Raw genomic sequence first — 24,312 nt, forward strand, 5'->3', positions numbered from 1 at the left:
AGTCGGGAGTCGGGAGTCGGGCTTGTCCGCCGAAGCCTTGGCGGAGGTGGAAGTCGCAGAGCGCGCGCGGTCCCCGCGCCCTGGCAATCGCGGCGGTCCTGCTCGCCCTCGCGAGCGTGAGTCCACTCGCGCAGGAACAGGACGGCTTCCGGTTCAGGAGCGGCGTCGAGCTGATCAACGTGACGGCCACCGTCACCGACCGGTCGGGGCGCTTTGCCGGCCGGCTGACCAAAGACGACTTCATCGTCTACGAAGACAACCAGCCGGTCGAGGTCACGCACTTCAATGCCGACCGCACGCCGGTGAGCCTGGGCATTGTCGTGGACACCAGCGGCAGCATGGTCGGCGAGAAGTGGTCGGCGGCGGTCAGTTCGATCGATCGCTTCTTCCGCATGATGAACGACGAGCTGGACGAGTTCTTCCTCTACCGCTTCAGCGCCAACGCCGACCTCGTGCTCGACTGGACCAACGATCGCGACCGATTGGCCGACCGGGTCCGGCGCATCCATCCCAACGGTGGCACCGCGATGTACGACGGGGTTGCCGAAGCGGTGCCAATGGCCCAGAGCGGCCAGAACCGCAAGAAGGCGGTGGTGATCATCTCCGACGGCAACGACACCAGCAGCCGCACCGACATCGCCGATGTCCGCCGCATCATCCGCGAAACCGAGGTGCTGGTCTACGCGGTGGGCATCGACGGCCAGGGTCAGGCCACGTTCCAGCGCCCGGCGCCGCCCATTCAGCAACCGCAACCGCGCCTGCCCATTCCGTTCCCGTTTCCCGGCGGTCGCGGCACCGGCGGACGGCCGATGCCGTCACCGCCGCCCATTGGCGGCGGCGGCGGACGCGGCGGCACCTACTCGATCGGTGGCGCCGACGATCGCCTGAACGTGCTCGCGTTGCGCGAGATGACCGACGACAGCGGCGGCCGCACCGAGATCGTGCGCGATGCGCGCGACCTGGATCCGGCCGTGGCGAGCATCGCCGACGAACTGAGCCAGCAGTACTACCTGGGTTACCCGAGCCCCGGGCTCAAGGACGGCCGGTGGCACACCATCCGGGTCGAAGTGCGCGACCCGTCGCTCCGAGTGCGCGCGCGCAAAGGCTACGTGGCGACTCCGTAATAGATCACGAGATCACCAGACCGCGAGATCACCAAATCCGCTGTAGTGGACATATCCGGGTGGCATGTTCTTCGCAGTAGTGATGGCCATGTGGGGAGGTCCACTATGAAGTCAGTTCTCGCATCAGCACTCGTCGCCCTGTTCGTTGTTACCACGCCCGCCTGGGCACAAGAGCGCCAAGACCTGCAGGTGTTCAACGACATCGCCGGCCAGGTCAATCGCTACACGCAGCTCACGATCTTCGACAGCATCTCGGCCGAAGTGATCGACGGCAAAGTGCGGCTCACCGGCTGGGTGACCATGCCGTACAAGCGCGACGACCTCGAGAGGCGCGTCCGCAAGGTCGAAGGAGTGGCGTCACTCGACAACCAGATCGGCGTGCTGCCAGTCTCGCAGTTTGACGATGACCTGCGGTTCAGGATCGCTCGCGCCATCTACGGCCACTCGTCGTTCTGGAACTACGCGATGATGGCCAACCCCCCAATTCGCGTCGTCGTCAACCGCGGGCGCGTGACGCTCGAGGGCGTCGTCAACAGCAACGTCGAACGAATGCTGGCACGCTCGCTGGCATCGGGGTTCGGGGCGCTTGAAGTGACGAACGCCCTGAAGACCGACGCCGAGGTCCGGGCGTCGATGGAGCCGCGTAGAACGAATTAACAGGAGTTCAGGAGATCAAGAATTAACTCTTTAACTCCTGATCTCCTGTTTTCCTCGTTTTCACGAACCAGATGGCCGCCGCGAACGTGAGTGCCGCGGCGACCATCATCAGGCCGAAGAGGGCCAGCGTGCGGAACAGGATCGACTCGGTTTCCATCCGCACGGTGAGCTCGAGCGGCGTGCCCTTCAGGCGCTCGACCAGCGGTTGTTCCCACACGATGATGTTGCCGCGCTCGATCGTGCGCGAGGGTGAGTTGTGGAACTCCACCTTGCTGGGCAGGTGCACGCGGATGGCGACCAACTCGTCGCCCTCCCAGCCGACGTTGCCGACGTCCTGGCCGGCCGCGGCCTGGACGGTCTGGCTGAACTCGAACAGCCCGTCCGTATCCTGAAAGCGGTACTGCGACCACGCAAACGGTGCGGCGTCGCTCAGCTTGCGGATGTCGGCGACGTCGATCCGCACGTGCACGTAGCGGCGGCCGTCGCGTCGCGAGGTGGTGACGTTGGCGACGTCGGTCACCGGCGAGCGGTAGATCTCGCGGACGACCTGCCGGTCCAGCCTGGCCGACGGATCCACTGGCAGGGCGGCGCCGCGCAGCGCCACCAGCGCCGGCACCGACGCGTTCACGTAGACACTGGCCGATCCATCCAGGGCGAGAAAGACTTCTTCTTCGTACTCGTACTTGCGCGAAATCACGTTGCCGCACGCGGTCGAAAGCAGCACGGAAGCAAGCACAAGACCAAAAGCAAGGCGCACTAAGGAATAATATACGGACGGTGCCTCAACCCACGCTGTTCTTGATCGATGGCAGCAACCAGATGTATCGCGCCTACCACGCGATTCGCGGGTTGACCGGGCCCGACGGCAAGTCGACCAACGCGGTGTATGGCTTCATCACCATGCTCCGCAAGCTCATTACCGACCACCACCCCGACTACATCGCGGCGTCGTTCGACGTGCGCGGCCAGACGTTTCGCTCGAAGATGTCGGCCGACTACAAGGCCAACCGCGCCGCCATGCCGGGCGACCTGGTCGAACAGGTACCATGGGTGTTCGAGGCGTGCGAGGCGCTGGGCGTGCCGATCTTCACCTCCGAGGGCTTCGAGGCCGACGATGTGATTGGGACGCTGGCGAGCAAGGCGGCAGGACACGGGTTTCAGGCGGCGATCGTCACCGGCGACAAGGACTTCTTCCAGCTGGTGAACGACGGCGTCAAGGTCTACAACCCCAAGGACGAAGGCGCCTGGTTCGACGCCGCGGGCGTGGCGCTGAAGTTCGGCGTGCCGCCGTCGCAGGTGGTGGACGTGCTGGCGCTGATGGGCGACTCCAGCGACAACGTGAAGGGGGTGCCCGGCATTGGCGACAAGGGCGCGCGCGAGCTGATCGGCCAGTACGGAACGCTCGACGCGTTGTTGGAGCACGCCGGCGAGATCAAGCAGAAGAAGTATCGCGACGGCCTGCTGGCGCACGCAGACGAGGCGCGCCAGAGCCGGGAACTGGTGACCATTCGCACCGACGTGGACGTGCCGTTCGACGCCGAGACGTTCCGCTACCGCGGCCCCTCGCGTGAACGCTGCTACGAGCTGTTCTCGCGCCTTGGCTTCCGCACCCTTGTTCCCGAGTTCGCGCCCACCGCTTCATCGGTCGTCAAAGACTACGCGCTGGTCGGCTCGAGCGACGAGCTGACGGCGCTCGTCGGGCAGCTTCGCGCGGCGAAGCGCTTCAGCCTGAAGGTGATCACCGACGGCACCGCGCCCGTGCGCGCCACGCTGGTGGGGATTGCGGTGTCAACGGGCCCGGCCATGGCCCGCTACATCCCGCTCGGTCACGAAGGCTTCGGCGGCGGCTTCTCGCTGGCCAAGTCCGAGGCCCTGGCGCTGCTGGCACCGCTGCTCACGGATCCGGAGGTCGAAAAGATCGGCCACGACATCAAGGCCGACCTGATCGTGCTCGGCCGGCACGGCGTGGACCTCAAGAACCCCAGGGCGTTCGACACCATGCTGGCCGCCTACCTGCTGGACGCGAACCGCTCGAGCCAGGCGCTGGAACCGATCGCGCTCGAGCAGCTGGGCTACAAGGCGCTGACCGAGGACGAAGTGCTCGGCAAGGGCGCCAAGGCCATTCCGTTTTCGCAGGTGCCAGTAGACAGCGTGCTCGACTACGCCGGCGAACGGGCCGACCTGGCGTGGCAGCTGGCGGAGCATTTCCGGCCGTTGCTCGAACGCGATGGCCTGATGCCGGTGTACCTCGAACTCGAGTTGCCGCTGGTGCCGATCCTGGCGGACATCGAACGCACCGGCGTTCGCGTTGATGTGCGCTCGCTGGCCGCACAGTCGACGCTGCTCGAGCGCGAGATGAGCGACTTGAGCCGGCAGATCTTTGCGCTGGCCGGAGGTGAGTTCAACATCAACTCGCCGAAGCAGCTGGCCGAGATCCTGTTCGAGAAGCTGCAGCTGCCGGTGTTGAAGCGAACGGGCGCGACCCGCACCGCCTCCACGGCGGTCGACGTGCTGGAAGAACTGGCCGCGCAGCATGACATCTGCCGCTTGATTCTCGACTGGCGCGGCCTGGCCAAGCTGAAGGGCACCTACCTCGACGCGCTGCCGACGCTGGTGAATCCCGAGAGCGGCCGCGTCCATACGCAGATTAGCCAGGCGGTCGCGGCTACGGGCCGCTTGAGCAGCAGCGATCCCAACCTGCAGAACATCCCGATTCGCACCGAGATCGGCCGGCAGATTCGCGGCGCCTTCATCGCCGAACCGGGTCACGTGCTGATCTCCGCTGACTACTCACAGATCGAGCTGCGGGTGCTGGCACACCTGTCGGGCGACGAGACGCTGATGGCCGCGTTCGAACGCGGCGACGACATTCACGATCAGACCGCCGCCAAGGTGTTCGGCGCCGACAGCACGCTTGATCCACACGAGCTGCGCCGCCGCGCCAAGATCGTCAACTACGCCCTGCTCTACGGCAAGACCGCGTTCACGCTGGCCAAGGACATCGGCGTGACCCAGCAGGCCGCACAGACCTTTATCGACGCCTACTTTGCCGGCTTCCCGCGCGTGCGCGCGTTCATCGACAAGACGCTCGAGGACGCGCGCGTCAGCGGCTTCGTGCAGACCATCTTCGGCCGCCGCCGGCCGGTGCCCGAGCTGACGAGCCGCAACGGCATGATCCGCGCTGCATCCGAGCGTGCCGCCGTGAACATGCCGATCCAGGGCACCGCCGCCGACATCCTGAAGAAGGCAATGATCGACGTCCACGCGGCGCTGGCCCAGAGCCACCCGCGCGCGAAGATGATCCTTACCGTGCACGACGAGTTGTTGTTTGAAGCGCCTAAGGACGAGGCCGACGCCGTCGCGGCGATCGTGAAGGAGAAGATGGCCAACGCGGTGCCGCTGCGCGTGCCGCTTGATGTCGATGTCGGGATCGGGGAGAACTGGAAACTCGCGAAATCTTGAGATCGACCAAGTTGCGTCTCAAATCACGAAGTCACCAACTCACCAGATCACCAAATCCTATTTCCATCGCTCTTTGACGACCGACCAGTCCGCTTTCAGGTCCGACTCCGCCTGGCCTCGTTGGTCGGCGGCGAGCAGGCGCACGCGATCGGGAATGATCCCTTCCAGCATCAGCTTGTCGAGGTCGGCGCGCAGCCGCGCCGATTGGCTGCCGGCCAGCCTGGCCCTAACCCAGCCGGCAATCGCCGCGTCCCAGGCACCAGCCGGGTCGCCGGCGCCGCGCGTGGCGACCGCCACCCAGTAGCCGGCGGCCGCGGAACCGGGATTCCTCGACAGCTCGCGGGACATGCGATCACGCATCCGGCTGAACGCCGCGGTGCGCTCCTCGCGCGCCAGCCCGTCGGCATGGCGCTCCATGGCGCTGCCCCACCAATCGAGCATCGCCTCGGCCGTGATCGGGCCCTCGGCAATGGCGCTATCGATGCCGCTTTCAAACATCAACGCCGCTGCACCGTAGTCGTCCTCGAAGAACAGCGCGCCGCCGAGGGCCATCAAGAAGTCGATGTGGTCGCGGGGGTCAAGACTGCTGACGCGGACCGTGCCGAGCGCCGTGCGTGCCGCCGACAGGTCCGCCGGGTTGGCCGATTCGCGGTAGCGCTCCAGGTGCGCGCGGGCCAGGACCACGGTGGCCGCGTCGAGGGTGGCCGGGGATTTCTGGGCCACGAGAGCCGCCGAGATCGCGGCATCGAACTGCCGCTGATTGTAGAGGGAGCGGGCCCGGGCCAAATCCGCGCGAGTGGCCGACGCCGGCGTTGCCGCCAGCAGAACCAGTAGCGCCACAGACACCGATCTCACAAGGGCCACAGATGACACAGATAACACAGATCTAAACACAGCCACAGATTAGACGCAGATTTGCACAGATTACGGGGTATCGATCGGTTTAGACCACCCCTCCGGACTTGTTATGCTGGGCCAACGATCGCACCCCTGACACATGACGACACCAGAGATCTCCGCGATTGCGCCGTTGTTCATCGTGAAGGATGTCCCAGCCGCCCTGGCGTTCTATCGGGACCGTCTCGGGTTCGAGATCACGTTCCAGGGACCCGAACCTGGCGACATTTTCTTTGGCATCGTCCAGCGCGGCGGCGCGATGATCATGGTCAAGGACGTCGGCGTCGAACCGGTGCCGAACTACACGCGCGACGTCAAGAAAGGCAACGCCCGCTGGGACGCCTACGTCAATGCCCCCGATCCGGACGCGTTGGCGGCGGAGTTCGCGTCGCGCAACGTCGAGTTTTCAGAACCGCTGAAAGACACAGACGACGGCCTGCGAGGATTCGAGCTCAAGGACGCGGACGGCTACGTCTTGTTCTTCGGTCGCCCTCGTTCATAGACTGGGCCTAGACTGTGAACGGAGGTGCCATCGTGAGTTCAGAGTTAATCGCCGTCTCGACATTCCGGTCCGAGGTGGATGCGCAGGTGGCCAAAGGCATCCTGGACGAGACCGGGATCGAGTCCATGATTCGCGCTGACAATGCGGGCGGCATGTACCCGGCCCTCGGTGCCATCGAGCTGCTGGTCAGGGTGGACGACCTCGTGAGGGCCCAGGCCGCGCTTGATCGGCGGCATCCCGGGCGCTCGCGTTGAGCGGCGTCGACGGCTACATCGCGAAGCAGCCAATCGAGGTGCAGCCCATCTTGCACCGGTGTCGTAGAATTCTGTGTCTAATCTGTGTTCAATCTGTGGCTGTCGAATCTGGCTGTCTAATCTGTGGCAAAGCTGATCTTCTTCTGCGGCAAGATGGCCTCTGGCAAGACCACGCTCGCCAGGCAACTGGCGGCTCGTGAGCGCGCCGTGGTCCTGAATCAGGACCAGTTGCTTGAACAGCTCTTCCCCGGCGAGATCGTCGACGTCGCCAGCTACGTCAAGCACTCCTCGCGGCTGAACAGCGCGATCGGTCCCCTCGTGTGCGCGTTGCTGACCATGGGCACCGCGGTAGTGCTCGACTTTCCAGGTAACACGAAGCAGCAGCGGGCGTGGTTCCGTGAACTGTTCGAGCAGGCCGGCGTCGCGCACGAACTGCATTTCATCGACGCCCCCGATGCCCTGTGCAAGCGCCAGCTTCAAGAGCGCAGCAAGCATCTGCCGCCCGGCACGCCGTGGACGTCGGAAGCGGAGTTCGACTTGATCATGGCCCACTTCCTGCCGCCATCAGAAGACGAGGGCTTCAACGTCATCCGTCACCACCATGGCGATTCTCGTGAAGGATCGTAGGCACCAGAACCCTTCTGATTGACAGGACCCCATGCACTTGATCGTAGGAGCTTCCGGTACTGTTGGAACCCGCATCGCCCGTCGTCTCCTGGCTCGTGGGGATGTCGTTCGGGCGGTCTCGCGTGACGTCAGCAAGCTCGAGCCACTTCGCCGGTTGGGCGCCATTCCCATTCCCGGAGATCTCAAATCTGTGGATTGGATGCCGGACGCGCTGGCAGGTGTGCGCTCGCTGATCCTCACATCGCACGGATTAGTGCCGCCGACGCGCAACAATCATCCTGGCCTGATCGACGACGTCGGCAATCGGCAGATGATCGACGTGGCACAGCAGGCCGGAGTTCAGCACGTGGTCTTCATTTCGGCGGCGCCGGTTGCTGGAAAATCGACGCTGTTCACGGCCGCGAAATACCGGGTCGAAGAGCACTTGAAAAGAAGCGGCGTTGGATACACAGCGATCCGACCCACGGTGTTCATCGAAACGCACGCCGTGCTTCTGCTCGCGGAGCCACTACGGGCCAAAGGCTCGGCACTGTTCTTCGGGCCCGGAACGGCGTCGCTGAACTGGATCTCGGCCGACGATGTGGCCGATTACGTGGTTCGCACGTTGGATGCGCCACCGCGCAACCGCATTGACGTGATCGGCGGGCCCGACAACCTGTCCCGGCGGGAAGTGCTCGCGATGATCGAGCAGCTGATTGGACGAAGAGCTCAACTCCGACAGGTACCGGTGAGCGTGATGCGTGTCATGAGCGCGGTGGCCGGGCCCTTCCATCCGGGCATGAAGTACCTGCTCGATATGGCGCTGGCTGAAGCCACGACCAGCGGCGGAGCGCCCGCTCCGCCGCTCGACTGGACGGGGCCGACCCCAGTGGCGGACGTGATTCAGCGCTGGGCGCAGACCCAATGACATCGGGCGGCCGCGCCGAGCACCTGAGATCTGTGCGAACCCATGCGTGAAACCGACCTCTACGAGCCCATCAAGCGATTCCTCGAGCAGCAGGGTTACGAGGTCAAGGCCGAGATCGGCGCTGCCGATGTCGTGGGCGTCCGTGGCAGCGAGCCGCCGCTCGTGGTCGAGACCAAGACCGCGTTCTCGCTCTCGCTGTTTCACCAGGGGACCGAGCGCCAGGCGATCACCGACGTGGTCTACCTCGCCGTCCCGCTCGGCCGCGGAGTGGCGTTCAGGAAAGCCCTGCGAAGAAACCTGAAGCTATGCCGGCTTCTTGGACTCGGCCTGATCACGGTGGGCTCGCGCGAACCGCGGGTGCAGGTGCATGCCGATCCCGGCCCCTACCGGCCGCGCCAATCCAAAGGGAAGAAAGTCCGGCTGCTCGGGGAGTTCGCGCGTCGGGTTGGCGATCCGAATGTGGGCGGCGCCACGCGCAAGGGCCTCGTCACCGCCTATCGGCAAGAGGCCACGCGGTGCGCCCGGTTCCTGTCGGAGCACGGTGCGACCAAGGCCGCGCTCGTTGCGAAAGGCAGCGGCGTGGCTCACGCCCGGCGAATCATGGCCGACAACCACTACGGCTGGTTTCAGCGCGTCGGGACCGGTATTTACGACCTCACTCCGGAATACAATCTAAGGCTGGATGACAGAGCCGGTAATTGTCCCGCGGGCTGAGCACCCGATCTCGCGGCGGGACATCGATGCAGATGCCCTTAAAGTGTTGTACCGATTGAACGAAGGGGGCTACACGGCCTACCTGGTCGGCGGCAGCGTCCGCGACCTCCTGCTCAGCCGCCGGCCCAAAGACTTCGACATTGGCACCTCGGCCCATCCCTACCAGGTCAAGAAGCTTTTCCGGAACTGTTGGATCATCGGCCGCCGCTTTCGCCTGGCCCACGTCCGGTTCGGCCTGAAGGCCATCGAAGTCGCCACCTTCCGCAAGATTATTCCTGCCGGCTCCGAAGGCGAACCGGCCGAGGTGCCGTCGCCACATGCGACCGACGCGGCCGACCTCCTGATCAAGCACGACAACACCTTCGGCACGCCGGAGGAGGATGCCTTCCGCCGCGACTTCACCATCAATGCGCTCTTCTACGACATCGCCAACTTCTCGATCATCGACTACGTCGGTGGCCTGCAGGACCTGAAAGACGGACTGATCCGCTGCATCGGCGATCCCAACGAGCGCTTCCAGGAAGATCCCGTCCGCATGCTCCGCGCCATCGTCATGGCGTCGCGCCTGGGCTTCCGGATCGACGAGCCGGTGGTCGAGGCCATTGCCACCCATCGCAAGCTGATGGCGACGGCCTCGCCGGCACGCCTGATCGAGGAGTACTACAAGATCCTGCGTTCGGGCGCCGCCGAAGTGACCTTCCGCGCCCTGGCCGAACATCGCCTGCTCGAGCCGGTGACGCCCGAAATCCAGCGCGGCGCGAAGAACGTGGCGCTGTGGGAAAGCCTGGCGGCGCTCGACGCCTACCGCCGCAAGTTCGAGGCGGCGCCGGCGACCATGCGCAACTCGATCCTGCTGGGAGCGCTGCTGCTGCCGCTGGGATTGATGCCCAAGAAGTCGCACAGCAAGTTTGATGGGGACGACGAAGACGGCGAAACCGACGGCAATCGTGAGCCAGCCGCGGAAGACCCGCCTCTACGACTCGCTGAGGCCGTCAAGTCCCACAAGTCGCGCTTCACGCGGCCACCGAAGGAACCCATCCTGAAGATCGGATCGCTGCCAATCGCGCGCGGTGACACCGAGCGGCTGCGCCAGATCCTGTCGTTGCAAAGCCGTATTGCCGACCTCGAGACGTCGCCGAAGGCCAAGCGCGCGCTGATGCACCGCGGGCCGTTCGAGGATGCGCTGACGTGGTTCGAGATCCACGGCAACGCACCCGCCGTGCTGGAACACTGGAAGGGATTCATCGAGGCGCTGGGGCCCGACGCGCTGCGCCCGCCGCCGCACGAGCCGGGCGCGCCAGCCACGGAAGGCCGCGCCCCGGGCACGAACCGGCGGCGCCGGGGACGGCGCCGGGGACGGCGGAGTTTCAACAACAAACCACCCGAATCGTAGGAACGGCGGCACTAAAGTGCCGCCCTCCTGGCATTACCCGTTCTTCTTTTCGAACTCCTGCATGAACGCGACGAGGGCGTCGATGCCGGCTTCCGGGAACGCGTTATAGATCGACGCGCGCATGCCGCCGACCGAGCGGTGGCCCTTCAGGCCGTCCAGCCCTGCCGCCGTTGATTCCTTCACGAAGGTCTTCTCGAGGTCTTCGCTCGGCAGCCGGAACGTGATGTTCATGCGTGAGCGGCTGGCCTTGTCGGCGGTGCCGCGATAGAAGCCGCTTCGGTCGATCTCCGCATACAGCTTGGCGGCCTTGCGCGTGTTGACGGCGTTGATGGCGTCGAGCCCGCCCTGCGCCAGGCCCCACTTCATCACCAGGCCCATCAGATAAATGCCAAAACACGGCGGGGTGTTGTACATCGAGCCATTCTCGGCATGCACAGCGTAATTGAGCATGGTGTGCAGCGACTTCTGCGACCGCGCCAGCAGGTCTTCGCGGATGATCACCAACGTGACGCCCGAGGGGCCGAGGTTCTTCTGCGCGCCCGCGTAGATCAGGCCGTACTTCGACACGTCGATCGGCCGGCTGAACATGTCCGATGAGGTGTCCGCGACGAGCGGCGCATCCGCCACGGCCGGCTCGGCCGGCCATTCGGTGCCGAACAGCGTGTTGTTGGTGGTCATGTGGACGTACGCGGCACCCGGCGTCAGCTTGATCTCGGCCGGGCTCGGGAGGCGCGAGAAATTATCGCTCTCGGTCGTGGCCGCAATGTTCACGGTGCCCACGCGCTGCGCTTCTTTCACGGCCTTCTGCGACCACGCGCCGGTGACGATGTAGTCGGCGGTGGCGCCGGCGGTCAGCAGGTTGAGCGGCACCATCGAGAACTGCATGGAAGCGCCGCCCTGCAGGAACAGCACCTTGTAATTCGCCGGCACCTTGCCGAGCGCGCGGACATCGGCTTCGGTCTTGGCCAGGATGTCCTCGAACGTTTTTGAACGGTGGCTGATCTCGAGCACCGACATGCCGACGCCCGGCAGTTCGATCAGGTTGCGCTGGGCTTCTTCGAGAACCGGAACCGGCAACACGGCCGGTCCTGCGGAAAAGTTATAGATGCGGTTGGTAGACATGGTTTGAGGGCCCGAAATGCATGACACGGAAACACGAAATCACGGAAACGGCCAAGTCTAGATTCTATCTGGTCGGCGCTTCGGTGTTTCGGTGTTTCTGGGGGAGTATTTACGCAAGTTTCACCAGTTGCAGATCAAGAATATCGGCATTGCCCGACTGCATGGCATCCATCGCCCTCGGTGAGGGCGCGCCATCGAGGTTGATGCGAGCCACGGCCGCGTGCGCGCCGTCGAAAATGATGTTCTCGGTTTCCTGCACGTTGATGCGGGCGACCCGCAGGTACTCGAAGACGTGCGCGAGCACGCCGGGCTTGTCGCGGTGGCGCACCACTAGCATGTGGGTGGCCGGCGTCAACTTGGCGAGGTTCACCACGTTGGGCACCTTGCCGGTGTCCTTGTAGGTGGTGATGATGCGGACGGTCTCCGCGGCGATCGCCTCCTGCGCCTGATCGGTGGAAGCGCCGATGTGGTGGGTGCCATACACGCCGGGCTGCGACACCAGTGGGTCGGCAAACGCGGCGGTCGCCTCGGCCGGCTCGTTGGCAAACACGTCGAGGCCCACGCGCAGGCCGTTCTCCTTCACCGCCGCCTCGAGGGCCGCGTAGTCGACCACTTCGCCACGGGCGGTGTTGATGAAGGTGGCGCCCTGCTTCGCGTGCGCCAGCAGTTCGGCGTTCACGAAGTTGCGGGTGTCTTTCGTCAGCGCGAGGTGGACGCTCAGGATGTCGGACTTGGCCACCAATTCCTCGGCCGTGACCACGACCTTGACGCCGAAGGCCTGCTCGGCGTGTGCCCGCGCCGCGGCATCCTCGGTGAACCGGCGGCTCCACACCAGCACCGGCATGCCGAACGCGCGCGCCCGCGCCGCCACTTCCTGCCCGATGTGGCCGAAACCGATCAGCCCCAGCGTCTGGCCCAACAGGCCGCGCGCTTTCGAGAACTCCTTCTTATTCCACGTCCCCGCCCGCAGCTCGGCGACGTTGTCGGGAATGCGGCGATCCACCGACAGGATCAGGCCCATGGCGAGCTCGGCGACGGCCACCGAGTTCTTGCCCGGGCAGTTCGAGACGTAGATGCCCCGTTTCGACGCACCGGCCACATCAATGGTGTTCACGCCCGCGCCCGCCCGGACGATCAGCGACAGCCCGCCCGCGTCCAGCATCGGTTCGGTCACCTTGGTCGAGCGCACCACCAGCACCGGCGCGCCGCTCTGCTTGATGGCCGCGATCAGGCTGTCGCCACTTGCGTCGGGCTGGAAGATCACGTCGCAACCGGCGGCCGTCAGGCCGTCAAGGCCGGACTTCTCGAACTTGTCAGCGATCAGAACCTTCACGGGAATACCTACAGGAGATGCGACAAGAGACCGTCGCGCAGCTTGGGTTCGAACCAGGTGGACTTGGGTGGCATGATCTCGCCCGCGTCCGAGACGCGCATCAGATCTTCGACCGACACCGGGAACATCGAAAACGCCACCGCGAACGCCTTGCTGTCAACCAGTTGCTCGAGCGCCGAGGTGCCGCGAATGCCGCCGACGAAGTCGATCCGCTTGTCGGTGCGCACGTCGTGGATGCCCAACACCGGCTCGAGAATCGTCGACTCCAGGATGTCGACGTCGAGCGCGGCGACGCCGGCCGGCAGCGTAAGGGTGTGCCAGGCGCCGGCCAGGTACATCGCGACCTGGCCCTTGCGAGCCGGCGTGGCCGGACCGCCGTCAGTCACGGTCAGCCGCCGCTTGAGCGACGCCAGGAACTCGCCGGCGGTCAGGCCGTACAGGTCGCGCACCACGCGGTTGTATGGCAGCACCTGCATCTGGTTGTCGGGGAACGCCACAGCGAGAACGCGGTCTCGTTCACCGGCACCCTTGCCGGCGAGCGAACGGCGGGTGCGGGCGGCGCTGGCCGCGCGGTGGTGACCATCGGCGATATACAGGCTGTCGAGCGCCGCGAACGCCTCCACGATCTGCGCATTCACGACGGCCGGCACGCGCCACACCTGGTGGCGGACGCCGTCCGGCGCGACGATGTCGTACAGCGGGTCGTCCAGGACCGCCCGCGACACCGCCTCGTCCACGGCGGGCGACGACCGGTGCGTCAGGAACACCGGGCCCGTCTGCGCGCCAATCGCCAGCATGTGCCGCGTGCGATCGTCTTCCTTGTCGGGCCGGGTCTTCTCGTGTTTCTTGATCAGGCCGCGATCGTATTCGTCGATCGAAAAACACGCCGCCACACCGGACTGGACATGGCTGCCCATGTGGAGGCGGTACACGTAGAAGCTGGCCGCCTCTTCCTCGACCAGGGGCGCCTGCTCTTTCAGCCGCGCGAAGTTCTTCGCCGCAAGGTCGTAAACCGCATCAGCGTGCGCGTCGGCGCCGGCGGGCAAATCGATCTCGGGCCGCGACACCCGCAGGAAGCTCAGCGGGTTGCCCTCGGCCAACGCCCGGGCCTCTTCGGTACTCACCACGTCGTACGGCACCGACGCAACGGCGGCGGCCGCCTTGGGCGCCGGCCGCAGCGCCCGGAAGGGGTAGATGGCTGACATGCTTCTGAATTATCGAACAGGAGGGGAGGAGATCAGGAGTTGTTTTTCTCCTAAGCTCCTGGTCTCTTGTGAAACTTAGTTGTTGGCGGCGCGGGCGGCCGGCGAGCTGAACAGCAGCGACATGTAACGGTCGCGCTCGGACGAGAACACGTTCTGCAGTCCGGCCGGAACGGGATCGCCGGGCGGCATGTTGCGGTGCTCGAGAACCGGGTTCACGTACCGCCCGCCCTTCTTCAAGCCGTAGTGCAGGTGAGGCCCGGTTGCGAGGCCGGTCATGCCGACCAGGCCGACCAGCTGGCCCTGGCTGATTCGCGCGCCCTGGCGAACCGCAATCGACGACAGGTGCAAATACTCCGTCTCGTACCCGTTCGGGTGCCGCACCTTCACCGTTCGCCCGCCGCCGTTGGTCCAGCCGGCCAGCGTGACGACGCCGGGGGCGACCGAAACCACCGGGGCACCGGTGTTGGCACTGTAGTCCACGCCGTTGTGGGCGCGCGCGTAGCCGAGCACGGGATGCTTGCGCGAAGTCGAGAATCGCGAGGTCACGCGCGGTTCGAACTTGAGCGGCGACTTCAGGAAGAAGCGCTTCAGCGAGCGACCCTGATCGTCGTAGTACGCCGCCGCGCCGCCCTCGGGCGTGAAGCGGATGGCGCGCAGCTGGCGGCCGACGTTCACGAACTCCGCGGCCAGGATGGGGCCATAGCCCGCCAGCTTGCCTTCGCGGGTCTGGCGCTCGACCAGCAGTCGGAAACTGTCGCCGGGCTGCAGGCCGGAGTTGAAGTCAATCTCGCCCGAGAACACATCGGCCAGTCCGAGCGCCAGGTCAATGCGTTCGCCTGCCTTGTCGAGCGCGGCCGACAGCGAGTTGGTGTCGCGATCGATCGCGCCTTCCACCATCACCACGGCCGTTTCCTTGGGGATGGGTTCGATCGCAGTGTGGAACCGCGGTGTGCCGTCGAGGGATCCGCGCGTCGCGGTCAGCCGCCGGTCGCCGTCAATTTCGTACTCGAAGCGGCGGACGCGGCCATCGAGCAGGCGATCGATCAGGTAGGCCTGGCCGGCGCGGATGCGCCGCAGGTCGAACGCGCCGCCGATCGACGCCACCAGCACGGCCTTCTCGGGCCCTTCGATCAGGTGGCGATCGAGCACCGCTGCAATGGTGGTACGCATGGGCACGAGCCCGGTCAGGTAGTCGGCATCACGCGCGAGCGCGATGTCGGTGCCGAGGCGTGCGATCGAGACCGGATTGGCCGCCGACAGCCACATGGGCAGTGACGCGGCGGCGACAAGCAGGACGACAGCCGGGACCAGGAACCGTTTGCGCATTTTGGAAAGGACGGCCGATCCTAACAGAAAGCACCGTGCAAATGCATGCAAAAACACGGGTTAGCGCCGAGGTAAGGGGACGACCAGCTGCGCAGTAATGCCCGCGTCGATACGGACAGACTGGGTAACTTTGCGGCCACCAGATGCCTCGAGCACCACCTGGTGGTCGCCCGGGGCCAGGTCGCGAACCGTCACCGGCGTCGTCCCCCGGTTTTGGCCATCGATGGTCACCCGCGCGCCGGGCGGGTCGCTGCGCACGTCCAGGCCGCCCGTCTGGGCCACGTTCTGCAACTCGATGTACTGCGCGGTTTGCACACCGGCCTGGATGGTCAGCGGAATGACGCGCGGTTCGGACTTGCCGCTCTGGACCTCGAGCACATACGCGCCCGACGGCAGCGAGAGGGTGAGCGGAGTCACGCCGCGTTCCTCTCCATCGATCGAGACGCGGGCCGCCACCGGCCGCGACTGCACGACCAGTTCGCCTTCGCCGGCGCGGGGCCCGCCGGAATCGCGGGTCCAGAGCCACAGGACCACGCCCGATAGCGCGATCACGAAGAGCATCAGCGCGAGCACCAACGGGTTTCGTGCCAGAGGTGCCAGAGGTGCCAGAGGTGCCAGGGGTGCCAGGGGTGCCTCGGGGGCGCTGGTGCCGAGTGCCGGTGCTACTGGGGTCGAGGCCGTGGGCGACTGCTCGAGCAGTGCGCCGACCTTGGCGACCCACTCGTCGAGGGCCGGGGACGAAGTCACGTAGGCACGATCGCTCGCCAGCACCGACTCGAACGCCACCTGGGCCTCGTGCGGCGACTGGAACGAGTTGCTGATGTCGAACTGCAGGGCGCGCGTCAGCCAGCTCGACAGTGCTTTTGAAAGCGGTGCCTTCGACAACGGTGCCGTCTCGCCGGCGCGGTGCTCGACGGCCGAGTCGACGAGCGCGGACAGCTGGTTCGGGTATTCGTCCTCGGCCAGCGAACGGCCGAGCAGCAGCGACAGCGCGACCACGCCAATGGCATGGGCGTCGGCGCGCGGGTTGGCGCGCGGCAGGCCCGCCGATGGCGCCATGGTCACGCGGAAGTCGCGCCACAGCCGCTCGCGCCCGAAGTTCAACTTCTCGAGCGCCGGCCCAAACGCATGCTCCGCGATCACGAGCCGGCCCTGCGGCGTCACGATCAGCCGGTCGGGCGCCAGCGCACCAATGGCGGTCTCACGATTGTGGCGGCCAAACAGCGCGACCGCCGGCAGCAGCTGCCGCAGCAGGCCAATCACGACGGTGATATCGAGCGGCAGCCCGGTTGACGAAGCGACGGCCAGCATCTGCGAGAGGCGCCACCCGCCGGTGTCGTCGGAGACGAGCGTCAGCCGATCGGCTGACGGCCGATCGAGACGCCGCAGGTGCACGTAGGAGGCATGGCGGACGGCGGCAAACCGCGCCACGCGGTCGGCGAGCGCCGACACGAACCCGGCATGTTCGACGAGTGCCGGCGCCAGCTCGAGAATCTCGACTTCGTCGCCGCTATCTGGATCGAGCCCGCGCACACGACGGCCAAAGCCATCGACGGCGCCGAGAGTGGGTTCGCTGACAGCTGGGAGCACTCGGATCATGGTGCAACGGCCCTTCCAGACTCGGTGGGATGGGCGTGGCTATGCTAACCCGAAGCAGGCCAGCCAGTTACCGGAAAAGCCGAGCGAACTTGGCCACAACCCGGCCGACGAATTTCTCCGGCCGGCGACAGTAGGGTAATCACAGGAGTTCAGGAGACCATGAGCTAACCAGGTCAAACCGGTGAACTCCTTAACTCCTGAACTCTTGTTACTTCCCGGGTTACGATCCGATCGAATTGGAATCAGCCCTCCCGATTGTGCTCGCCCTGGTGTTCGGCTTTACCGCCGGGTGGCTGCTGGCGTCTCGTTCCCGCGTTTCCCAGGACACCCATCTGCGCGAGTCGTTCGCGTCGCTCGCGGCCGCCACGCTCAAGTCGAGCACCGACGAGTTCATCAAGCTGGCCGACCAGAAGATCGGCAACGTCCACAAGGAAGCGACCATCGACCTGACGCGCCGCCAGCAGGAACTGGGCTCGCTGGTGGCGCCGATCAAGGACACGCTGATCCAGGTCGACGCCAAGCTGAAGGAGGTCGAGAAGAGCCGCGTCGACGACAGCGCCAGCATGCGGACCATGCTGAGCCTGGTCGGCCAGACGCAGCAGCAACTGCAACAGGAGACCCAGAACCTGGTGCGCGCGCTGCGCTCACCCGGCGTGCGCGGCCGCTGGGGCGAGGTGCAGTTGCGCAAGGTCGTCGAGCTCGCGGGCATGATGTCGCACTGCGACTTCGACGAGCAGCCAACCATCTTCACCGAATCGGGCCGGCTGCGGCCCGACATGATCATCAACCTGCCCGGCGGCCGCTCGATCGTCGTCGACGCCAAGGCGCCGCTCGAGGCGTTTCTCGACGCCCAGAGCGCGACCGACGATGGCGTGCGCAGCGGCAAGCTGGCCGACCACGTGCGCCAGGTGAAAGACCACGTCACGAAGCTCGGCGCCAAGACCTACTGGGACCAGTTTCCGGCATCGCCCGAGATGGTGGTGCTGTTCCTGCCGGCCGAGGCTATTTACATGGCCGCGCTCGAGCAGGACGCGCTGCTGATCGACTACGGCGTGACGCGAAACGTGATCATCGCCAGCCCCCTGACCCTGATTGCGCTGCTAAGGGCCGCGGCCTTCGGTTGGAAGCAGGAGCGGCTGACCCTTAACGCCGAAGAGATCAGCCGGCTTGGAAAGCACCTGCACGATAGTGTAGCGACCATGGCGGAGCATCTTGAAGACCTGCGCAAGCGGATGGACGGCACGTTCGCGACCTTCAACAAGGTGGTTGGCTCGTTCGAGAGCAATGTTCTTGTGAAGGCCCGCCGGTTCCGCGAGCTCGGGGCGGGCAGCGCCAAGGAGATTCCGTTAATCGATCCGCTCGAGACGGTGGCGCGCAAACTCGACGCGCCGACACAACAGGGCCTACTGGACCACGAAGCAACCGAAACTACCACAGGAGAGCGTTCATGAAGCGACTTGCGTTTGCCCTCGCCGCGATTGTTGCGGCCTCTGCGATCACCCTGCCCGCCCAGGGCGGCAAGCCCGAAGCCACGTCGCTGGCCGGCCAGCCGCTGATGGTGCCGGCCACGATTCCGAACCAGCAGAAGCTCGACGCCGACCTGGCGCAGGCCGAAAAGACGCTGGCGGCCAATCCCAAGGATGCCGAGGCCATCATCTGGGTCGGGCGCCGGCTGGGCTACCTCTGGCGATACAACGAGGCGATCGCCATGTTCACCAAGGGCATCGAGCTGCACCCGAACAATCCCAAGATGTACCGGCATCGGGGTCACCGGTACATCACGGTTCGCCAATTTGCCAAGGCGCAAGCCGACTTCGAGAAGGCGGCGCAGTTGTTCAAGGGTCAGCCCGACGAGATCGAGCCCGATGGCGCTCCTAACCCCGCCGGCCAGCCGCGCAGCACGCTGCAGTTCAACACCTGGTATCACCTCGCGCTCGCGCGCTATTTGCAGGGCGACAATGCCGGGGCGCACGACGCCTGGGTCGAGTGCATGAAGGTGTCGAACAATGACGACTCGATCGTGGCCACCAGCGACTGGATGTGGATGACGCTGATGCGCCTGAACCGCAAGGCCGAGGCGGCCAAGGTGCTGGACCGCATCACGCCGAAGATGGACATCCTCGAGAACGCGGCTTATCACCGGCGGCTCCTGATGTACAAGGGCCTCGAGAAGCCGGAGGCGCTGCTGAACACGGACACGCCGGAACCGTTGCAGATTGCCACGCAGGGCTATGGCGTCGCGAACTACTACTTGGTGACGGGTGATGCCACGCGCGCGCGGCAGGTCCTCACCACCATCGTCTCTGGCACCGCCTGGAACGCCTTCGGCTACATTGCGGCCGAGGCGGACCTGCACCGCATGAAGTAGCGCCAGAAGGCCGGGACTTCAGTCCCGGCCTTCACCAAAATGGTCGGCCGCTGACATTTTTGTACGCGCCGGGCAACCCGTGGCGCCCGTATCTGCCTGACAACGAAGCACATGTGGGCGAGGAACGCGGCTTGCAATCCTTCCCCACATGGCATTGCTGGAGCGTATTGGCGTCGCCTGCCCGATTCTTGGCGAACGCGCCGCCTTCCTGGATTGGCTGAGCGCTGCCGGCTACGAACCCGTACCGATGCTCGACCTCGACGTGCTGGCGCGCGACCTGTCCACCCGCCCGGTCGAGGCACTCATTGCCGATGTCGCGCTCGTGCCGGTGGTCGACCTGCCGCGGCTCATTCGCATCCTGGGCGCCAACCGGCCACTGCTCGTCGTCGGCGAGCCCGCCAAGTCCCTTGAGGCCGTGCCGCGCGATGTCACGTGGATCGATCGGCCGATCAGCCGCGACAACTTTCTGCTGTCGGTCGCCCTCGCGCTGGCTGAGGGCCGGCCGGCGCGCCGGTCGCCGCGCAAGCGGGTGCCGCGGCTGATGTCGCAAATCGACGGCGTGTCCTCGAAGGTGATGGATGTCAGCAGCGAGGGCGTGCGCCTGGAAGTGACCGGCGCCGCGCCCTCGGTGTTGCCGCCCTACTTCACGCTCAAGGTGAATGCCTTCGGCATTGCCACCCGCGTGAAGCGCGTGTGGGTGGCCTCGCCGGCACAGGGCTCGCTGTGGTGCGGCGGCATCATCGAGCGCGGCCAGCCGGCCAAGACCGAGGCATCCTGGCTGCGCTTCATCGACACGGCGCCGACGACCGGCGACATCACCATGCGGCAGTCGTAGGCCGCGGCCCTCGACCGTCGCGGTTACTTCGGCACCTTGTCCTTCGACTTCTCGTCCCACTCGATCGAACCCTTGCCTGACGGCTCGAGTTCCATAAGGGCGTTCGACACGCGATCGGTCCGCAGCGCGCGGGGCGCGGTCGCCAGGTACGACACTTCATCCTCGGCCGAGGTGCGCAGCTCGTACTTCACCTTGTAGCGGCGCAGCACTTCCTCGATCTTCGGCCGCAGGCTCTGGGTCTTGTCGCCAAACTTGATCTGCAGCTCGAAGATGCGGGTCTGCGGCTCGAAGCCCTCGATCACCCACAGGCAGGCGGTGATGAACACCGTGCCGATGGCCGCCAGCCCATACAGGCCGACCCCCGAGGCCAGGCCCACCGACAGCGCACACAGCATGACCACCGCGTCCTTGGGATCGTCGATTCTGGAACGGTAGCGAATCAGGTTAGCCGCGCCGACGATGCCGAACGCGCGCGCGAGACTGGCGCCCACCACCAGCATGATCAGGGCGCCGACGACGGCGAGGATGATCTGGGTTTGCACCACGGCCGGCTGGCGTTCGGGAGTGCCGGCGCGCTTTGGGCGCAACGCCAGGATGGTGCCGAGCAATGCTGCCAGCGGGAGTCGGACGACCGAGGCCTGGAGTTCCTCCTGGAGGTTGTCCATGACTCCCGGCAGGTCGACAGCCTGCTGGGCCGGTGGCGCGGTTGGCAACTGCTCCTGGGCGAGCACGCCGACCGGCAACACGAGCAAGTAGACGATTACGAGGACGATTCTGGTCATGATTGATTCACCGTGTCCGCTTGCAAGGCAAGCCCCTCCTGGATTTTCGATTTGATCTTGCGGATATACCGCGCGCTGACGTCGTCAGGCATGGCTGCCGCCGCGAAGACGTCGGACCACTGCCTGTCGGTGATGCGAGAGAGCAACTGCGTGATCCACACCACATCGGCCGGCGTGAGGTCTTCGAGCAGGTGCCGGCGCCGGGCGTGGTAGTCGAGCTGGACCCGGCCGTCCTGCACGCCGACAATGAAGTCCTGGCTCTCGTAGCCGTCGACCCGATTGCGGTTGCCCAGCGGCCACGCGGTCTTGCCGAACGACGCCCCAAGGTCCTGGACGACGAACCAGCGCTCGCTGCCGGTGGCGGAGGTCAGCGCGTAGATCTTGTTGTTGCTGGTCTTCAGGTCCCAGTTGTTAATCAGCAGGTTGGCGAGAAGCAGGCCCTTCAACTCGCGCGTCCCCTTGAACGGGTTGTCGGTCCATGACCACTCGCCGACGGTGACGTGATCCGAGTCGAGGCGAAAACGGCCGGGCAGGGGCGTGTCCTCTGGACCGTTCGTGAGCCGCCACCCGGAAACGAAGTAGACGATCGGCTGTTGAAAACCAATCGCCCACAGCACCCGGCTGGCGATCAGTTCGGGCTGGGCTTCTTCACCGGTCTTCACGTCCCACCGGCGCCCTTCGGGATCGACGACATCGTAACCGCCGCTGTACCCAACGTCGTCAATGGCCTGGAACTGGTAGTCCACGTCAGGCGAGGGCAGCAAGTCCTGGCCGCCGCGCCCCCAACGCAGGTCGCGAGCGGCTACGTCGCCGGGGTCCTGCCAGAGTTCGCGGATCCCGGCCGTCGCCGGCTCGAGCGGGGCGGGGCCCGGTCCAGTGAGGACAACGGCCACGACGGCGCCCGCGATCATGGCGACGGCCAGCCGCACGGATGAGGGCGGCACCGTCATGAGCTGCCAGCGGGTTTGGCCTGGCGGGTGATCTCGCCCGAGTCGACCACCTTGCCGCGTCGCGAAATGGCCTGGAACCGCATGACCTCGCCGTCGATCTCGACCACCATGTAGCTCTGCTCGGAGTCAAAGCCCTTGGCCGTGAGCGGGCCGATGCGAATGTCGCCGCTACGCAGCTTGGCGGAGCCCCCGGCGGTGAAGTAGTGAATGCCCTTCTGCGGCTTCAAGCGCTCATAGAAATGCTCGTGGCCCGCAAAGACCACATTCACGCCGTACTTGATGAACAGGGGCTCGATGATCTCGCGCAAGTCAACCTCGGAGCCGTGACGGCCGCCCGACGAGTAGAGGGGATGGTGGAAGTAGGCAATCTTCCACTTCTCGTTCGACTCGCGCAGCGCGCGCTCGAGCCACGCCTGTTGGTCGCGGTCCATGTAGTTGCTGTCGAGCGCGAAGAACCGGACGTCCTTCTTCTGGTAGGTGTAGTAGCGCTGGCCGCCCATGCCGAACGGCTTGTAGTAGCGCTGGTTCGGATCGTCGTGGTTGCCGAGCGACGCGTGGAACTGGACGTTTGCCTCGAGCAGCGGCTGGTAGGGCCGTTCGAACTTGTTAGCGTAGTCTTGCGGCCGCTCTGACCCGTAGAGGTTGTCGCCGAGCATGATGGCGAACTCGTACGGGAACACCTGGCGCGACTTCCAGGCCTGCGCCGCCACCTCGAACTGCGCCCGGTCGCCGGTGCCGGTGTCGCCGAGCACGAGAAACTTCACCGAATCCGTGCCGCCGGGCGGCCGGGTTTCGGTCACCGCCGACATCTGGGGGGTCGGCCGCTGGGGTGGCTCGGCCATCGTGGCCGCGACCGCCGTGGCCACGACCAGCAGCACCAACGCCGGTGCAAATCTGCTCACACGGTCGTTGTTCATCGCGCGTTCCACATCAGCTGGGTATCGTCGGCACGACATCGCGCAGGATATCGACGATCAGGTTGGCTTTGACGTCCCTGAGAATCAGGCTGCGGCCGACGAGACGGTACTCGAGTTCGGGCGGCAGGTTGGGCAGCTTGCGGAGCAGGCCCGCCGGAAAGGTGGCAAGCGCGATCGTCGTCGGATAGACGGTGTTGACGTCCACCTTCATGTGCTTCGGCAACTCGTTGATGATGGCCTTGCGGTCGACGGCCGGGCGCCTCGCGAAGTCGTCCTGAACGATCTTGATGAAGTACGGCTGGTACTCCGGCGCGAACACCTCGCCGATCGTGGCGCCAGCGCGAAGCGTCTGGATGGCCTTGGCCAGCAACGCCTCGCGGTCCGAGATTTCTTGCGGATCGTCGGTGCGCTTCAGGTTCGGCACCTTGCCCTCGGCCTGGTGGTGGATCTCCAGGTACGCCTTGATCCGCTCCTGGAACTGCAGCGTCGCGGCGCCCTGCGCGTTGACGGCGGGCTGGCCGTCGGTTGCGTCGGCCACGGCCGAGCCCGCGTGTTCCTCGCGCTCGCAGCCGACGACAAGAACGGCACACGACAGGACCAACGCCGCGCTCCTCAGAATTCTCATGGCAGCCACCTTGACTACAAGGGCTATGCCAGCCGTCCGGCTACCATTACGGGTGCTGTAACCCCAGCCGCACCGCAGGGCGCCGGGGCCGCGACCGGCCCCCTGCATCAGGATAGGCGACCCGCTGCCTAATCTGGCGCGCTCGCTACCCAGTCGGCACGGCCTGCTCGGCACCCCTCAGCGCTTCTTGCTCGGCTTCAAGTACGGCTTCAGCACGGCATCGAAGTCGGCGCGCATCCTCTGGGCGGCGGTGCCTTCCACGTGGTACGCCCACGACATCATCGACCCGGCCAGAATGGCCTCGACGGTCCTCGCCAGCCGGGTCGGGCTGGTGCCGCGCACCAGCTCGCCGGCCGCGACCGCGTCCCTGATCAGTGCCTGTAATTCCAGGCGCGAGGCCCGCGCCTGCGACACGAGGTGCTGGCGCAGATCCGGATCGGTGAGGTCGATCTGCAACTACGACAGGTTGCGCGCCAGGGCCTGCGGAGAGGTGGCAAGGCCGGACAGGCAGCGGCCGTAGGCCCGCAGGGCGGCCAGCGGCGACGGATGGGCCTTGCGGATTTGTCGCCGGCCCGGACGGGCCCTCGACTGGCAGCACTTCAGCGAGAACGTGCAGCAGGTGATGGCGAAGTCGTGGGCCTCAACCGACACCATCCTGATGGGCCGCAAGACCTGGGAGTGACGGAATGCCGCCAGCTCGAGGGTGGTTGCGT

General features: G+C 65.7%; 25 protein-coding genes. 13 read left to right on the plus strand and 12 right to left on the minus strand.

Annotated features, from left to right (window positions below):
- Positions 1 to 116: 116 nt before the first annotated feature.
- Both Q8T13_06635 and Q8T13_06640 read left to right on the plus strand, forming a co-directional pair.
- Complete coding sequence (locus tag Q8T13_06635) at positions 117 to 1,124, plus strand: VWA domain-containing protein (GenBank protein MDP3717424.1); 1,008 nt, start codon at positions 117 to 119, stop codon at positions 1,122 to 1,124.
- A 105-nt stretch (positions 1,125 to 1,229) separates the two neighbouring features.
- Entirely contained in the window at positions 1,230 to 1,781 is a 552-nt protein-coding gene (locus tag Q8T13_06640; GenBank protein ID MDP3717425.1) for a BON domain-containing protein, read from the plus strand.
- A 22-nt stretch (positions 1,782 to 1,803) separates the two neighbouring features.
- On the opposite strand, the gene Q8T13_06645 is transcribed toward Q8T13_06640, so the two are convergent.
- The gene (locus tag Q8T13_06645; protein ID MDP3717426.1) at positions 1,804 to 2,505 is read right to left on the minus strand and encodes a hypothetical protein; all 702 of its coding nucleotides are present in this window, start codon (positions 2,503 to 2,505) and stop codon (positions 1,804 to 1,806) included.
- 53 nt (positions 2,506 to 2,558) lie between these two features.
- On the opposite strand from Q8T13_06645, the gene polA reads away from it, so the two are divergent.
- Positions 2,559 to 5,243, plus strand: coding sequence for a DNA polymerase I (polA, locus tag Q8T13_06650; GenBank protein MDP3717427.1), 2,685 nt, complete (start codon positions 2,559 to 2,561; stop codon positions 5,241 to 5,243).
- Between the two features lie 57 nt (positions 5,244 to 5,300).
- Here polA and Q8T13_06655 read toward each other — a convergent pair whose 3' ends face one another.
- On the minus strand, positions 5,301 to 6,083 hold the full coding sequence (locus Q8T13_06655; protein ID MDP3717428.1) for a hypothetical protein: 783 nt from the start codon (positions 6,081 to 6,083) through the stop codon (positions 5,301 to 5,303).
- A 157-nt stretch (positions 6,084 to 6,240) separates the two neighbouring features.
- Between Q8T13_06655 and Q8T13_06660 the strand changes: the two genes are divergently transcribed.
- The 6 genes from Q8T13_06660 to pcnB all read left to right on the plus strand — a co-directional run bounded on the left by Q8T13_06660 (position 6,241) and on the right by pcnB (position 10,537).
- Entirely contained in the window at positions 6,241 to 6,642 is a 402-nt protein-coding gene (locus Q8T13_06660; protein MDP3717429.1) for a VOC family protein, read from the plus strand.
- Between the two features lie 32 nt (positions 6,643 to 6,674).
- Positions 6,675 to 6,896 (plus strand): DUF2007 domain-containing protein, encoded by a 222-nt coding sequence (locus Q8T13_06665; protein ID MDP3717430.1) that lies wholly within the window; start codon positions 6,675 to 6,677, stop codon positions 6,894 to 6,896.
- 123 nt (positions 6,897 to 7,019) lie between these two features.
- On the plus strand, positions 7,020 to 7,523 hold the full coding sequence (locus Q8T13_06670; protein MDP3717431.1) for an ATP-binding protein: 504 nt from the start codon (positions 7,020 to 7,022) through the stop codon (positions 7,521 to 7,523).
- A 31-nt stretch (positions 7,524 to 7,554) separates the two neighbouring features.
- Positions 7,555 to 8,430 (plus strand): NAD(P)H-binding protein, encoded by an 876-nt coding sequence (locus Q8T13_06675; GenBank protein ID MDP3717432.1) that lies wholly within the window; start codon positions 7,555 to 7,557, stop codon positions 8,428 to 8,430.
- 42 nt (positions 8,431 to 8,472) lie between these two features.
- A complete protein-coding gene (locus Q8T13_06680) occupies positions 8,473 to 9,144 on the plus strand; it encodes a DUF2161 family putative PD-(D/E)XK-type phosphodiesterase (protein MDP3717433.1) in 672 nt (223 codons plus the stop codon).
- Positions 9,113 to 10,537 (plus strand): polynucleotide adenylyltransferase PcnB, encoded by a 1,425-nt coding sequence (pcnB, locus tag Q8T13_06685; GenBank protein ID MDP3717434.1) that lies wholly within the window; start codon positions 9,113 to 9,115, stop codon positions 10,535 to 10,537. The genes Q8T13_06680 and pcnB overlap by 32 nt, the downstream gene beginning before the upstream one ends.
- A 33-nt stretch (positions 10,538 to 10,570) precedes the next feature.
- On the opposite strand, the gene serC is transcribed toward pcnB, so the two are convergent.
- From serC to Q8T13_06710, 5 genes are all read right to left on the minus strand, one after another.
- Positions 10,571 to 11,659, minus strand: coding sequence for a 3-phosphoserine/phosphohydroxythreonine transaminase (serC, locus tag Q8T13_06690; protein ID MDP3717435.1), 1,089 nt, complete (start codon positions 11,657 to 11,659; stop codon positions 10,571 to 10,573).
- Positions 11,660 to 11,768: 109 nt separating this feature from the next.
- A complete protein-coding gene (locus Q8T13_06695) occupies positions 11,769 to 12,992 on the minus strand; it encodes an NAD(P)-dependent oxidoreductase (protein MDP3717436.1) in 1,224 nt (407 codons plus the stop codon).
- A gap of 8 nt (positions 12,993 to 13,000) precedes the next feature.
- The gene (locus Q8T13_06700; protein MDP3717437.1) at positions 13,001 to 14,197 is read right to left on the minus strand and encodes a DUF1015 family protein; all 1,197 of its coding nucleotides are present in this window, start codon (positions 14,195 to 14,197) and stop codon (positions 13,001 to 13,003) included.
- Positions 14,198 to 14,272: 75 nt separating this feature from the next.
- Positions 14,273 to 15,523, minus strand: coding sequence for a peptidoglycan DD-metalloendopeptidase family protein (locus Q8T13_06705; protein ID MDP3717438.1), 1,251 nt, complete (start codon positions 15,521 to 15,523; stop codon positions 14,273 to 14,275).
- A 60-nt stretch (positions 15,524 to 15,583) separates the two neighbouring features.
- On the minus strand, positions 15,584 to 17,122 hold the full coding sequence (locus tag Q8T13_06710) for a PEGA domain-containing protein (protein ID MDP3717439.1): 1,539 nt from the start codon (positions 17,120 to 17,122) through the stop codon (positions 15,584 to 15,586).
- Between the two features lie 236 nt (positions 17,123 to 17,358).
- Between Q8T13_06710 and Q8T13_06715 the strand changes: the two genes are divergently transcribed.
- The 3 genes from Q8T13_06715 to Q8T13_06725 all read left to right on the plus strand — a co-directional run bounded on the left by Q8T13_06715 (position 17,359) and on the right by Q8T13_06725 (position 20,325).
- Positions 17,359 to 18,573 carry a DNA recombination protein RmuC gene (locus Q8T13_06715; protein MDP3717440.1) on the plus strand — a complete coding sequence of 405 codons (1,215 nt, stop codon included), beginning with the start codon at positions 17,359 to 17,361 and terminating at the stop codon, positions 18,571 to 18,573.
- On the plus strand, positions 18,570 to 19,490 hold the full coding sequence (locus Q8T13_06720) for a hypothetical protein (protein ID MDP3717441.1): 921 nt from the start codon (positions 18,570 to 18,572) through the stop codon (positions 19,488 to 19,490). Before Q8T13_06715 ends, Q8T13_06720 begins: the two co-directional genes overlap by 4 nt.
- Positions 19,491 to 19,638: 148 nt before the next feature.
- Positions 19,639 to 20,325 carry a hypothetical protein gene (locus tag Q8T13_06725; protein ID MDP3717442.1) on the plus strand — a complete coding sequence of 229 codons (687 nt, stop codon included), beginning with the start codon at positions 19,639 to 19,641 and terminating at the stop codon, positions 20,323 to 20,325.
- Between the two features lie 23 nt (positions 20,326 to 20,348).
- Here the strand turns inward: Q8T13_06725 and Q8T13_06730 are convergent, their stop codons facing one another.
- From Q8T13_06730 to Q8T13_06750, 5 genes are all read right to left on the minus strand, one after another.
- Positions 20,349 to 21,107 carry an MgtC/SapB family protein gene (locus tag Q8T13_06730; protein MDP3717443.1) on the minus strand — a complete coding sequence of 253 codons (759 nt, stop codon included), beginning with the start codon at positions 21,105 to 21,107 and terminating at the stop codon, positions 20,349 to 20,351.
- Positions 21,104 to 22,051, minus strand: coding sequence for a hypothetical protein (locus Q8T13_06735; protein ID MDP3717444.1), 948 nt, complete (start codon positions 22,049 to 22,051; stop codon positions 21,104 to 21,106). Before Q8T13_06735 ends, Q8T13_06730 begins: the two co-directional genes overlap by 4 nt.
- 2 nt (positions 22,052 to 22,053) lie before the next feature.
- The gene (locus Q8T13_06740) at positions 22,054 to 22,959 is read right to left on the minus strand and encodes a metallophosphoesterase (GenBank protein MDP3717445.1); all 906 of its coding nucleotides are present in this window, start codon (positions 22,957 to 22,959) and stop codon (positions 22,054 to 22,056) included.
- Positions 22,960 to 22,987: 28 nt separating this feature from the next.
- On the minus strand, positions 22,988 to 23,599 hold the full coding sequence (locus tag Q8T13_06745) for a hypothetical protein (GenBank protein MDP3717446.1): 612 nt from the start codon (positions 23,597 to 23,599) through the stop codon (positions 22,988 to 22,990).
- 177 nt (positions 23,600 to 23,776) lie between these two features.
- Positions 23,777 to 24,055, minus strand: a complete 279-nt coding sequence (locus Q8T13_06750) for a TetR family transcriptional regulator C-terminal domain-containing protein (protein MDP3717447.1) — start codon at positions 24,053 to 24,055, stop codon at positions 23,777 to 23,779.
- Positions 24,056 to 24,152: 97 nt separating this feature from the next.
- On the opposite strand from Q8T13_06750, the gene Q8T13_06755 reads away from it, so the two are divergent.
- Positions 24,153 to 24,281 (plus strand): hypothetical protein, encoded by a 129-nt coding sequence (locus tag Q8T13_06755; GenBank protein ID MDP3717448.1) that lies wholly within the window; start codon positions 24,153 to 24,155, stop codon positions 24,279 to 24,281.
- The last annotated feature ends 31 nt before the right edge of the window (positions 24,282 to 24,312 follow it).

It is taken from the genome of Acidobacteriota bacterium (assembly GCA_030697165.1).
In the GTDB taxonomy this organism is placed as follows: domain Bacteria; phylum Acidobacteriota; class Vicinamibacteria; order Vicinamibacterales; family UBA2999; genus 12-FULL-67-14b.